Source organism: Allomuricauda sp. XS_ASV26 (assembly GCF_041224615.1).
In the GTDB taxonomy this organism is placed as follows: domain Bacteria; phylum Bacteroidota; class Bacteroidia; order Flavobacteriales; family Flavobacteriaceae; genus Flagellimonas; species Flagellimonas alginolytica.
The window spans coordinates 1,013,270-1,027,077 of sequence record NZ_JBGFGK010000031.1 but is presented as its reverse complement, the minus strand read 5'-3'; the positions used below and the strand labels follow the sequence as shown (position 1 = coordinate 1,027,077).

Sequence of the window (13,808 nt, the reverse complement as noted above, 5' to 3'; positions counted from 1 at the left end):
TTTTCTATATTTTCTTTAATCTGCTACTTTTTGTGTAGCCTCTTTGGAATGTGAAAATAGCCAGGGCAATATATCAGGCTCTGCGAATGCCGGGTCCCAACTATTATGGTTGGCAAAATCGTATAACGTAAATTTTGGATGTGCACCAACTTTTAATAAGGCGGAAACCATTTCCACGGACTGCAACGGATGCACAACATTATCCTGCGCCCCATGAAACACCCATAGCGGGGTGTTTTTGGCATATACCGATACCGACTCGGGATCTCCACCGCCACAAATCGGTATGGCTGCGGCAAATGTATCCGGTTTTCTACTTAACAATTCGAACGTACCCATACCCCCCATGGAAAGTCCCATCACATAAATCTGACTATCCTTGGTATATGGCTCTGCTATGGTCGCTTCGAGCAAATCCATGACCATTTGCATAGGCTTTGTTGGTCCTTCGGTATACGTAAAGTCCAATTGGATAGGATATGAACCTCTATCCACATCTACGTTGGCCCAATACTTATCCTTGGGACACTGTGGAAATATGACAATGGCAGGAAAGCGTTCTAGGTGGTCATCGGTCGCAAACAATTTGGCCCCATGCAATAATTGTTTTTCGTTATCGTTCCCCCTTTCTCCTGCTCCATGTAGAAATAACACCACTGGATAATTCCCGTCTTCCTTAAAATTTTTGGGATACATGACACGATATCTTAAGGTATCTATCCCGTCAATAAGCATTTCAGCTTTATACTTGGTTTGCCATTGAGCCGAAACCAAGGTACAGGCGAACATGATTAAACTTAAAGTGAATTGTAATTTCATATCAAAATCCTAATCTGGTTAAACCGGCCTGTACATCTTCGTTGGCCATAAAAAGGTTCCAAAGCAATCCGGTCCTATGGTTTTCAATCATAATGATCTGCGGGCCTTGGTCTATGGCCAAATATGCTTCTGCTACCCAATCGTATTCTGGGCTGAAGGCATCGTAAAACCCTGCCGGGCCCAACAAATCATCTCTATTTTTATAAAAGTAATGCATTGCATCCAAAGATTCTTCGGGCGTGTAGGGAATAGAACTGATTGCTGCAGTGGGAGATATGACACCGGTATCGTTGCTTGGACTGTGGGCGTTGTATCCGATACTTCCATCATTGTTTCGGGAGTAACTTGCCGTTAACCCCCAACAATCTTCACCATAATCCTGAAAAAAACCGGGATTTGCCACACAATACTCATAATTGATTTTAGCGTGGTTGACATTGACATCCCAAAAATTCACATAATCATCCGAAAGATTTCTCGGATCCAATCCCAAGTAAGAATAATGCGCCCAAAACAGTGGACCTCCGAATTGTTCATTGCCATTATGTTTTACCAAAAGTGGATATCCGTATTGGGTATTGGCCGATTGGATACCTCCACTGGAGGCCCAACCTTTGGAATATATTTCTTTAGCTATACCAAAATCCGGGGAGGCCGCAGCCAAGATGTAAGTGATCAACACCTCATTATAGCCCTTCAACTGAAGACCGATATCGAAACCATGATTTGGACTCCAATGCCAGTACAGCACATTTTGATTTTGCGTATACCAATCCCATTCCACACCCTTCCAAAGATCATCGGCCTGTTGTGCCAATACCTGCTCGGCATCAGAACCATTTTTGAAATATTCCTTGACACAGATCAATCCTTGGGCCAAAAAAGCAGTCTCCACTAAATCGCCCCCATCATCCATATCGCTAAAGGGAATCACAGTACCTGTTGAACCATTGATCCAATGGGGCCAAGCCCCATGAAAACGATCGGCATGTTCCAAAAAATCCAATAAATTGCTCATCCGTTCCACTCCATCCGCTCTGGTTACAAAACCTCTTTCTATTCCGACCAAAATGGCCATGATGCCAAATCCCGTACCCCCCGTAGTCACAACGCCTTCACTATTGCCCGGGTCATTAGGGTGATATCTTTCCCTTGCCCCTCCAGAATCGGCATCGGCAAAATCCCAAAAATACTTGAAGGTAGTTTCTTGGGTCAGATCCAATAATTCCTCATCAGTAATGGTTGGGTCCTCTTCGCCATCACCAGAACCGTTACCTGGAAGTTCCGGTCCTGTAGGTACGTAGGTGTAATCGTCCCCTCCCCCACATGAGATGATCAGTGCGGCGAAGAGAACTAGATATAATGCTTTTTTAATCATTTGCAGAGTTCATATTTGGGCTTTCAAAACCCAACTTCAACAAGCCTTTTTGTACATCTTCATTGGCCATGAACAATTTCCAAAACAATCCGCTGCGATAATTTTCGATCATTACCGGAATGGGTCCTTGGTCAATGGCCAAATATCTTGGCACATACCAGTCAGACCCCAAGCTAAAGGCGTCATAAGGGCCATATTTTCCGATCAAGCTATCTTGTTGGTTATACATAAACCTCATGAACTTTTTGCTTTCCTCGGGAGTGTATGGCATGGATGAAAGTGCTGCCGTGGGTGAAATTACACCCAAATCGGCCCCAGGGCGGTGCCCTGCGTAGCCTTTTATGGAATAGCTGGAGGTCATGCCCCAACAGTCCTCACCATATCCTTTATACCCTTTGGGATTATCTACGGCATACCTATAATGAATCAAGGCATGGTTTTGGTTCAATTTCCAATAGTCTCCAAATTGATCTTTAAGTCCTTTAGGGTTCAATCCAAGATAAGAATAATGTGCCCAAAAAAGTGGTCCAACGGGCGCATCGTTATGCTCATAATGATTGAGTTCGGTCTCCAACCCATAATAGGTGGTATCCTTAGTGATTTCACCGTCAACGCCCCATCCCTTCTCATACACCGACCTTTCGATTGAATGCGTTGGCGATGCTGCAGCCAATACATACATGATAAGAGCCTCGTTGTAACCGCCTACGGGGAAATTCATTTCCCATCCATATTCTGGGCTCCAATGCCAGTAAAGCACGTCCTCACCATTTTTGGTGTACCAATCCCATTCAACACCTTCCCAAAGTTTTTGGATTTTCTGGGCCAGTCGTTGCTCTCGTTCATTTCCATTATCGAAATAGGTCTTTACTGTAAGCAGTCCTTGCACTAAAAAGGCAGTTTCTACAAGATCTCCCCCATTATCCTTCTGACTAAAAGCGGTTACTTTACCCGATGGCAACATCCAATGTGGCCATGCCCCATGAAAGCGATCGGCATTTTCCAAAAAATCAATGATACGCTCATAGCGCTCCAAAGCTTGTTCACGTGTAATGTACCCTCTTTCAACACCGACCAAAATGGCCATCACCCCGAATCCGGAACCTCCTGTGGTAATAATGTCCTTGTCGTGATCGGGATACACGCCATCCATATGTATGCGTTCCCTGGCCAATCCGGAAACAGGTTCCGCTCCTTCCCAAAAATAATTGAAGGTTTGATACTGCAAAGTGTCCAACATTACCTCGTCGGCTAGAGCTAGACTGTCACCATGTATTCGTGTTTCCGATTGGGATCTCTCCTTGGTTTTTTGACCATTGCACCCTATGATCAGGGTGGCAATGGCCAATTGAATTAAAATAAACCTCATATAAACTAAACTAACTATCTCTAATTTGGTAAAATGCTCATTAAAAGCACCTTAATTATTCATTATTTCTTGAATCTCTTCTTGTGTCAAAGTTCTATCAAATAGGTACAGATCATCTATGTAACTTACATCAGAAAGATGGTTCCAACCACTAAAATTGGGTGCTCCCGACCCTATGGAAAGTATGGAACAGTTTTCCCAATTGATGGTTTTGCCTACCATGTCTCCTGTATTCTCTACAGGTTCCCCATTGAAGTAAATCAATGTTTCCGTATCCGACACCGTGAAGGCCACGTGCACCCATTCATTCAATGTTACATCGATAACTTCGCCGTCGTTCCAAACATCACCGGCATCTGTTCCTAAGTGAAGTTTAATACGCTGTTCGTCCAAGGTTCCTTCCCGTAACAACCTAAATCCTGCTGACAGATCATTGTCCGTTCCATTCATTGGCGGAGCAACTGTCAAAATCCCCGCCCTATCCGGGTCTCCACTAACCTTATACCAAAAAGCTCCACTGAACTGGTTGCTGAACAAGCCATCAATCGGAAATGTCAAGTAAGAATCTGGTGCTCCCGCATAGGCATCAGTGCCCACAGCACTTTCGCCCGCAAAACCTAAAGTTCCTTCTACTGTGGCCGCTTCGCCAGAATTGTCATCAACATAAGATCCTTCGAAAGGCATATATAAGCTTGAACCATAGTTTTTAGGAGCTACATCCCCTCCAAAAACCTCTGCGACTTCCCCGGACGTCAGTGCCTTGTTATAGAACCTTAGGTCATCGATGATACTATTATCGGAGCCATGTCCCCAATAATCAAAAGTGGGACCTCCTGCACCAATGGTGAAGGTGTCACAACCGGTCCAATCGATAGGAGCGGACATCGCTGAAGACAATGCTTCGGCACCGTTCAAATAGATTACACTTTCTGTGCTTGAAATAGTGAATGCAACATGCACCCACTCACCTGCGGTTACATCGATAAATCCGCCATCGTTCCAGCTTTCGCCACTCCCGGTTCCAACATTCAACTTTATTTGTTGTTGGTCGGCGTTTCCTTCACGGAACAATCGGAAACCTTGGTTTCTATCTGTCGCATCATCACCAATGGTAATAATACCTGCCCTATCTGGAGTTGCATCGACTTTGTACCAGAACGAACCACTGAACTCAGAAGTCATTAATCCTTCTGCTGGATAATTGATATAAGAATCCGTTGCACCTAAATAAGCCTGATCTCCTACTTGGCTTTCATCGGTAAAGCTTGGTGAGCCCACTGTGGTGGCTGCTTTGCTGCCCATCAAATCGATATAGTCACCATCAAAGGGCATGTATAGGGATTCACCTGTATATTGGGGGGTGTATGGGTTTGCTGCATTGATCAAAATTTGGACATCACTTTGCGTCAAAGCCTTGTTGAAAACTCGTAGTTCATCCATTTGACTGGCATCATAACCATGATCCCAATAATCGAACGTTGGCCCTCCAGCGCCAATGTGCATCTCCTCACAACCTGTCCAATCGATAGGTGCCGGCAGATCGGATGTTAGCATTTCGACCCCGTTAAAATATATGGTACTCTGTGTTTGGGAGATGGAAAGTGCCACATGCACCCATTCTCCGGCAGTTACATCGATCACACCACCATCATTCCAGCTTTCCGCGGCCCCTGTCCCCACATTGACTTTAATACGCTGTTCGTCGGCGTTTCCTTCTCGGAACAAACGGAATCCCTGGTTTCTATCATCAGCATCATCACCAACAACCAAAATTCCGGCTCTATCTGGAGTAGGGTTGACCTTGTACCAAAAGGCTGCGCTGAACTCAGGACTTTTAAGGCCCTCCATGGGGAAAGTCAAATAGGAGTCTTGCGCTCCTTCAAAAGCATCGGCACCCAAAAATCCGTCTCCTGCAAATCCAGGGCTCCCCACTTCTCCTGCCTCTTGGAAACTAATAAAATCCCGGTAATCTGCATTGAACGGCATATACAATACTTCACCATCAAATTGTGCACTGTAAGGGGGCAGTTTGGCAAAATTCACAGCTTCGGTGGTTGTTTTACCATCGGTATCTGTCGCTGATACGGTAACGGTATGTTCTCCATTGCGCAACCCGTCGTAGGTTACCTCTTCCAAAACAATCCTATAATCCGTAAACGCATTGAATGTCGCGATTTGAGACCCATTCATCATGACTGTGACATTAACCACTTCGATATCGTCGGTTACCTCAAAGGTGATATCTATAGAAGTTTCTTCTTCAAATGGCATAAGCTCAACTCCTTCCGTAGGGTAGGTTATATTGACCTGGGGCGCCGTTTCATCCACTCCGGCATCTATGGCCGTAATGGGGTCGATTCCCTCGTTACATGAAACCACCAGTAGTCCCAGTAGAATCATGATGGATTTAACTATATGTTTCATCTTGTTTTGTTTATTTAGTTAGTTTTAGTCATCGCTACTCCCACCACCCAAGGTTGGAAGTGCATCCACTTGTGCTTGTGGATATGGCAATAGTTCTTTATCGGCCGTAAAAGTTCGTCCATCGTAACTCAGTTCGGAGTAATTATCCAAACGGATCATATCGTAGTAGCGGATTCCCCACTCCATGCCCAATTCTGCAAATTTTTCGTCCATAACATCACTGGACGACACTCCTGATATTGACGGCATTCCAGCTCTGTTGCGAACAAGGTTCACTGCTTGGTCCGCAGTCATTCCCGAACCGCTGGCACCCCGTGTCAAAGCTTCGGCATACATCAATAGGATTTCGGCATAGCGTATTACGATCATGTTCTTTCCTCCTCCGTATTCATTCCGCTGATCGGTTAGTTGAACCGATGGCAAATAATGCTTACCACTGGCAAACAAGGCCCTGGCATAATCATTTATCACATCGCCGTCACGAGTTGTATTGTTTACGAACGATGGCAAGGTCGCATAATTGGGGTCCGTCTGTAATTCCGTGATTCCACGGTCTGTAAAAAGCACACTGGTCTCCAAACGAACGGCTTCGTCCCTATCCAACATGAACTTGATGAATTTCATACTTGGCTCATAAAAGCCCCATCCATCGGAAGCATTTTCTCTAGCTGGAGACCATCCTTGAGGACCGAACGGCGCATAAAGATGATAGAAGGTATCTCCAGTGCTGGAGCCGTAATCTGAAAACTGCAGTTCAAAAATGCTCTCATCGCTCAACTCTCCCGTTTTTTTGAACAGCGCATAAAAGTCTGGATACAACGTAAACTTATTTGAATTGATGATTGCGGCACAGGCGTCGGCCATTCCCTGGTAATCCTCCATCTCCATATGGGCCATCGCTTTTAAAGCGTAGGCCGTATAGCGTGTTACCCCCCCGGGAATATCCGTCCTTTCGTTGGGTCTTAAGTCGGGCAATAACGGAATAGCCTCATCCATTTGATCGGAGATAAACTGCATCATCTCTTCTTTACTGACAGGACCGTTGGCTATTTCACCATCGGGCTGTGTGGACTCAATGATGAATACATCGCTCCAAACCCTTGCCAAGTTAAAGTGCAACCATGCCCGCATTACTTTTATCTCTGCAATGTACTGGTCTGCAGTGGTGCGTTCGGTTTCACTGGCGAAATCCTTAAAGTTCTCAATCAGCTCAATCTGTGTGTTCAATTGAACGATATCCCCATAATGCACGTTCCATAGGGAGTTGTACATCCAGTAATCCTGAGTGTAAACATAGTTGTCGGTATCGGAAAATTGTTGTTGGTCGCCCAGTCCGCCCGCGTTTACATCATCCCCGCGAACGGATAGCAACAATGGCTCCTCCCATCCTCTTGTGGCAATGATGTAATATGAACCGATCAACGCTTGAACCATGTCTTCGGTTGCCGAATAATCAAGGTCATCAGCATTCAGTTGTCCTTCGATATCTTCAAACTTGTCTGAGCATGATTGGATAGCCAGTATCGCAACCAGGACAAATACTATTCGATATAATAGGTTACTATTCTTCATCACGATTTTCTTTTTATAGTTTAACATTAACACCAATGGTGTAGATAGACGGTACCGGATAGGTTTGGCGATCCACCCCATCCGAAACTTCTGGATTAAATCCATTGTAGCTGAAAACGGTCAGAGGTCTTTCTGCGGTCAATGTGAACTTAACATCAGGCATATTGCCCTTGAGTCTATCCCCACGAAGTGTGTAGGCCAGCTGAATGTTCTGGATTCTGAAGAAATCCCCATCCTCTACCCAAAAATTGCTCAAACGCTGGTTCCAACTATCCCGAAGCCCAGCCGATGAAGGATAGGTATTGCTTGTACCTTCACCATGCCAACGGTTCTTGGCCAAATCTGCATCCATATTGGTGTCGTTGGTAAAGATGACCTCTCCGCGTTTTCTGTTTAGGATCTTGTTTCCCGTTTGACCGTAGAAGTTCATGGAAAAACCAAAGTCTTTGTAGTTGAACCCGATATTACCGCCATAGGTGAACTTTGGAAGAAACGATCCTAAGACGACCCGGTCTTCATCGGTGATAGCTCCGTCGCCATTTCTATCGTTAAAAATAAAATACCCTGGTTGAATGTTCTGACCATCAGCTATAGCACTTTGCGCTATTGGGTCCGCATCGATCTGGGCTTGGTTTTGATAAACTCCTGTGGTTTCATACCCGTAGAAGGCATATAGCGGCTCTCCTACCATTGTTCTTTGCCTAAATTCAGCCGAACCTGAATCGATATAGCCACTTTCATCCTCGATCTCAATGGCTTCATTTTTAACGGTGGTAAAGTTGGCCCCAATGGTATAAGTGAAATCCGATGAAATTTCGTCACTCCAATTTAAGGCGACCTCCACCCCCGAGTTGCGAATAACTCCCGAGTTTCTGGAAACGGTTTGATTCGCGATAGGAATATAAACCGGCATAATCGCATCTTCGGTGTCCCTGATGTAATAGTCAGCTTCAACAGATAATCTATTGTTCAAAGTATTCAGGTTGAAACCGAAGTCCAATTCCTCTACAACCTCCCAAGTTAAATCGGTAAAGGTGCTTGTAGCGGTAATACCGGTGTTAGGGGTATCTCCCAGGTCGACGGTTTGATTGGAAATAGTATTGGTTCCTGAACTGGCGGGTACATTGTCGTTACCCAAACGTCCCCATGCGGCTCTCAATTTCAAAAAATCGAAGATTCCGACATTTTCCATAAATGGTTCTTCTGAAAGTACCCAACCTGCGCCTACAGATGGGAAATATCCCCATTGTTCTTTGGTAAACTTTGAGGATCTATCGGCCCTAAAAGTTCCATAAAGAATGTACCGGTTTTTAAAGTTGTAGGAAATCCTACCAAAGTATGATTGGCCGTAAATCCTACGGTTGTTCTCCTCTACATTATTGTTGAAGGACAGAGGGTCGGCAAAATTGAGGTACCAAGATGTTTCGTAATCGATTCCTGCAATATCGCTTCCGGTTGCCTGAAACTGGTTGGCTGCTTCATCCCTAAAAGAGGTACCTGCCATTACGGTAACATTGTGGTCTTGGTCAAAAGTGTCCGTATAAGTCAGCACATTATCCCAAATTTGGTTGAAATAGTTGTTCTGTCGTCTGTTAATGGATGAAATTCGTTGATCACCAAATCCCATGTTATAAGGTAGATTTACATAACGCTCCTCCAAGGCAGAAAAGTCAACATTATAGGTAGTTTTAAAGGTAAGCTTGTCCTTTATAAGATCAGTCTGCAAATAAATATTCGCCAACAACTTACGAATCTTCAACCTGTTGTCGTTGTAGTCCATGTCAGGGAAAGGATTCTGTGTTCCCCTGTAGCCCAAAGCTTGCGCATTGGCATAAGGCGTTGGTGTCGCCTCGGTATTCAATGGATCAAAAACTGGTAAAATTGGCACTGCGAAATAGGCCTTGAACCAAGCAGAATTTTCTGGAGTTTGTTGGGTCGCATTACTGAAAACAGTATTAACCCCCATTTTTAGGTTATCCAAAACATCTATATCCAGTTTAGAGCGGATGTTGAACCTTTCGTAATCGTTCTCCATATCCAACAAACCTTCTTGAGAAAAGTAGTTGGCACCCATGGAGTACGATACATTATCCGTACCCCCGGTTACACTCAAACTATGGTTTTGAATAACCCCGTCCCGTATAATCTCATCATACCAATCTGTGTTTACATCTGGTACGTTAGGGTTGATTCGGCTACGGCCGTAACGCTGCATGGCATTCAATATAAATTGAACGTCCGCATCGGAACCAGATTCGACCGCCATGGCAACGAATTGCTCGGCATTGGCCATTTGCAATACGTTTTGTGCTCTTTGAATACCGGTATATCCGTTGTACTCGATTTGAGGTTTTCTGTTTTTACCACCAGATTTAGTTTCGATGATAATAACCCCGTTTGCTGCCCTTACCCCATAAATTGCCGAAGATGAAGCATCTTTAAGCACATTCATCGACTTAATATCGTTAGGATTCAGAAAATCAATGTTGCTATAGAACATGCCGTCCACCACGTACAACAAACTGGTGGCATCGGAATAGGTCCCAAGACCGCGAATCCTTACTGTTGGTGAAGCACCCGGAGCACCAGGTGACACAATCTGAACACCGGCCACCTTACCTTGCAAGGATTGAACCGGGTTGGCCGATGGAGTCTTTTCAATTTGATCGGCGTCCACAGTAACAATAGACCCCGTCAGATCTGCTTTCTTTTGTGTCCCATACCCCACGATCACAACTTCATCGAGGCTTTGGGTATCTTCCAACATGGTCAAATCAATGCTCGATCTGTTATTTATAGGTATGGTCAGGGTTGTAAATCCGACATAACTGAACACCAATGTTCCGTTACTTGGAACATTCTCCAAACGATAATTTCCATCAAAATCGGTTTGGATACCTGTAGTAGTGCCTTGGAGCACCACACTTGCTCCGGGCAAGGGTTGTCCCATCTCATCGGTCACCGTCCCCGAAATCGTTATATTGCTTTGCGCCCAAAGTACGGCTTGAAACAATAAAAATGAGATTAGCAATAGTTTGCTTTTAATTTTCATAATTGTGCAATAATTGAGTTTGTTTATTACTAAATTAATAATACAAGGGTAGGTAACACCTTCTTGGGAATACATAAAAAATACATCAAGTTCAAAATCACCGAAACCGCTTGTTTTACAACCTTTGCAGTAGTAATTAGTTAATGTGTTGTAAAAAGAATTAACATAGTGATGTAGTGTTGATGTAGTCCCAATATTGTAAGATTAAGTAGCCGAAGCCAACAACCAGACCGTATTAGAAGGTAATGAGAAAATTGGATAGGTTTTCAGAACTATCCATATCCAGCTTTTTACGTAATCGGTACCGATGTATTTCTACCCCCCTTATCGTAATTCCCATTAGGGGGGCGATTTCCTTTGTGGTAAGGTTCATCTTTAGGTAGGCGCAAAGTTTTAGGTCCTTAGGAGTCAAGGATGGATAGGATTTCAACAATCGTTCGAAGAAATCATCGTGCAATTCTTTAAAATTGACTTCGAACTGTTTCCAGTCTTCCGTATCCTCAATCGAATTGTTCAACTTTTTGATAAAGGATCTATAGCGTTGCGAATTGGAAAATTTTTCCTTGTTCATTACCAACATATTCTTCAATTCCAAAATCATCTCATTCTTGCGGGCTATGTTCAATGTGGTACTTGCCAGTTCATTCTGTTTTAACCTTACCTGTTTGGCCAGTTCTTCCTTTTCTAGTTTTGCCATGCGTTCCAATTGTTCCTGCTTCATCTGTTCCGCCATTTCACGTTGCTTTCTCTCGAATTTTCTTCTATTGTAGCCACGTACCAAAAAAACGATCATCGCACCCAAGGCAACATAAAGTACAAGACTACCCCAAGAAAAATACCAGGGTGGAGAAATGGAAAACTTCAGCGTATTAAAATCTGAAATGGAATTCTCCATACCTGCTGTGGCAATTTGTAAGGTGTAATCCCCAAAGGGCAGGTTTTGAAAATTGATAAATCCATTTTCAGAATATTCAGAATAATCTTTGGGCCCTTGTAACTGATAATAATAATGTGGAGATATGTAATCGGATGTAGCCACCTTTACGGTGATGGACTCGGAATAACGAAACGGAATCTCCACCAAGTCTTGGATCACGGAATGCTTATTTTTCTGATCATTCAATACCACAAACTGTGGCATGGGCAGCTCAACATTGGATATGCGTCTGATTCGTTGGTCGTTTACTTTGGCAAATCCATCGGTCAGGGTAATATAGGAAGTACTATCGTTGACCTGGATTACGTTCTGGGAATCTGGCGCCAACCGTTCTCTCAAAGGTAAATCCGTTACCAAAAGGCTATCCTCTTTTAAATTGGTATGGATGATGGCTTTTTGTTCCTCGTCGTCAACGAACCAAAAGTACTCATCATCAAAAAACAGCAGTTCTTTGTTTCTATAATTTTTAAATTCATCAAAACGTTCTATTCGATCGCCAATGGGATTGTAGGTAAACCAATTACCCTCACTGTTAAGTACAATGGTATTCTTGATATTGTACAGTTTTACGTTATACTCGCTAAGCTCTTCGTCTTTCCCAAACTCTTGGATATCATCAAATTCCGTATGGTCATCTGATGTAAAATGCATACGGTAAAAACCTTTATAAGGGTGAGCTACCCAAAGTATTTCGGGTGCTTCAAAACTCAATTGTTTTACCGGTGCATCAAACCCTTCAATTCTATTTACCTTCCAATGACCATCCTCTAGTTTCTGAAACCTTGCCAGTCCGTTATAGGTACCTTGAACGTAAGTGGCATTTTGGTCGGGCACTTTAATCATTTGATACCCCCCGGCCATTTCGCTGACCTGCTCAAAACTGTCCTCGGTAACTTTGTAGGTTCCGGTGTTATGCCCGCAAAGTAAATCACCTTCCACAACTTGCAAATCCCAAACATGACCTTGAGAGCCATTCACAAATTGAAGTTGGTTCCCATCAAAGTAAAAGACCCCTGTATTACTCCCCAAAAACAACTTCCCTTTGTACCAAGCAATATCATAGACCATTCCCAAAGCCCCTGTATAATCCGTATAATATGAAATGGGATTGTTGATCTTGACCCGCGCGATTCCGTTATCAAGTCCGAGCCATAACTGGTCTTTGAACAACAGTGTTGACAATATGGTATTATTTTGAAGGCCGGACTCACGATTAAGGATACTGTAGTTCTTGGTTGTTGAATCATACATGTACAATCCATTTTTGATGGTCCCAAAACCGAGTTGCCCATTGCCCAATGGTACAATTTTGTTCAACTGATGTTGTTTCAAAGCCTCATTGATAGGTACGGACCAAGGTTTTAGCGTTTGACCGTCGAACAAAAAGCAACCGTGCAATTTGGTGCCGATCAGCAATTCGTCCTTATACAGAGTTATATCATTGATTGTTTTTCCCTGTAACAATTCCTGATCGGGGAGAGGAACCGAAGTATCGCCTACCACTTCATAAAGCCCGTTAGATTCCGCGGCAACAATCAATTTACCGTTGAATTCGATAAAATCAGAGACTACATAAAGGGGGTCCATCACCTTGATTTGATCATCTGCATAGGTATAAATTGCCGAAAAGGAACGGAATATCACTTTACCGTTTTCGGATGGAGAAATCTCCCAAAATTCTTCACTGGTAAAGGTGTGATTCTTTATCAGTTTTGTTAAAGATGTATACCCCAGTTCTCCAAATTCATTTTTGGTCCAATACCCGAACTCTTCATAAGATCCGGTATAGACCCTATCTCCAATACACTCTACGGACCGTATAATGGTATTGTTAGGCAGTTTGTTGAGGGTCCATTCCTCCCCATTATAATGGAGCAAACCCTTATTGTTGGCAACAAAGAGTTCTCCCATATCATTTACGGAAAGATCCCAATTTTTACTACCCCCTTTATAATCCAGTAATTGATAATTCTGGATGGGAGGCAATAATTGTTGTCCATAAACTGAAAAACAGGTAAGGAACAAAGTAATAGATAAGAACCTTATTAACATATAGTACCGTTTGTTGGATAAAGGTCTTTCTAAACTTTGAAAATACAAAACCCTAAAGAATGATGTGTTGCTGTTTTCGTGGCAATACATACTTTTAAAAAACCAATCGAATATAAGGATAGAGCAAAATAACAATTACCCTAAATGAGAGTTAAACTCTTCAGTTGATCTATACCTGTTACGATTAGAACCTTAGCATGGATGA

At 43.3% G+C, this 13,808-nt stretch carries 7 protein-coding genes; all 7 read right to left on the bottom strand.

Annotated elements, in window-relative coordinates; genetic code table 11:
* Positions 1-15: 15 nt before the first annotated feature.
* Entirely contained in the window at positions 16-819 is an 804-nt protein-coding gene (locus tag AB9K32_RS12000; protein WP_369885314.1) for a prolyl oligopeptidase family serine peptidase, read from the bottom strand.
* A gap of 1 nt (position 820) precedes the next feature.
* Entirely contained in the window at positions 821-2,197 is a 1,377-nt protein-coding gene (locus tag AB9K32_RS11995) for a glucoamylase family protein (RefSeq protein ID WP_369885313.1), read from the bottom strand.
* Positions 2,190-3,566, bottom strand: coding sequence for a glucoamylase family protein (locus AB9K32_RS11990; protein ID WP_369885312.1), 1,377 nt, complete (start codon positions 3,564-3,566; stop codon positions 2,190-2,192). Before AB9K32_RS11990 ends, AB9K32_RS11995 begins: the two co-directional genes overlap by 8 nt.
* Positions 3,567-3,617: 51 nt before the next feature.
* Positions 3,618-5,990 (bottom strand): LamG-like jellyroll fold domain-containing protein, encoded by a 2,373-nt coding sequence (locus tag AB9K32_RS11985; protein WP_369885311.1) that lies wholly within the window; start codon positions 5,988-5,990, stop codon positions 3,618-3,620.
* A gap of 24 nt (positions 5,991-6,014) precedes the next feature.
* Complete coding sequence (locus AB9K32_RS11980) at positions 6,015-7,562, bottom strand: RagB/SusD family nutrient uptake outer membrane protein (RefSeq protein ID WP_369885331.1); 1,548 nt, start codon at positions 7,560-7,562, stop codon at positions 6,015-6,017.
* Between the two features lie 13 nt (positions 7,563-7,575).
* Complete coding sequence (locus AB9K32_RS11975; protein ID WP_369885310.1) at positions 7,576-10,614, bottom strand: SusC/RagA family TonB-linked outer membrane protein; 3,039 nt, start codon at positions 10,612-10,614, stop codon at positions 7,576-7,578.
* Between the two features lie 235 nt (positions 10,615-10,849).
* On the bottom strand, positions 10,850-13,603 hold the full coding sequence (locus AB9K32_RS11970) for a Two component regulator three Y domain-containing protein (RefSeq protein ID WP_369885309.1): 2,754 nt from the start codon (positions 13,601-13,603) through the stop codon (positions 10,850-10,852).
* Between the last annotated feature and the right edge of the window lie 205 nt (positions 13,604-13,808).

Excerpts from the sequence above, each read along its gene's own strand:
- AB9K32_RS12000 (WP_369885314.1), bottom strand. The coding sequence starts at position 819 with ATGAAATTACAATTCACTTTAAGTTTAATCATGTTCGCCTGTACCTTG.
- AB9K32_RS11995 (WP_369885313.1), bottom strand. The coding sequence starts at position 2,197 with ATGATTAAAAAAGCATTATATCTAGTTCTCTTCGCCGCACTGATCATC.
- AB9K32_RS11990 (WP_369885312.1), bottom strand. The coding sequence starts at position 3,566 with ATGAGGTTTATTTTAATTCAATTGGCCATTGCCACCCTGATCATAGGG.
- AB9K32_RS11985 (WP_369885311.1), bottom strand. The coding sequence starts at position 5,990 with ATGAAACATATAGTTAAATCCATCATGATTCTACTGGGACTACTGGTG.
- AB9K32_RS11980 (WP_369885331.1), bottom strand. The coding sequence starts at position 7,562 with ATGAAGAATAGTAACCTATTATATCGAATAGTATTTGTCCTGGTTGCG.
- AB9K32_RS11975 (WP_369885310.1), bottom strand. The coding sequence starts at position 10,614 with ATGAAAATTAAAAGCAAACTATTGCTAATCTCATTTTTATTGTTTCAA.
- AB9K32_RS11970 (WP_369885309.1), bottom strand. The coding sequence starts at position 13,603 with ATGTTAATAAGGTTCTTATCTATTACTTTGTTCCTTACCTGTTTTTCA.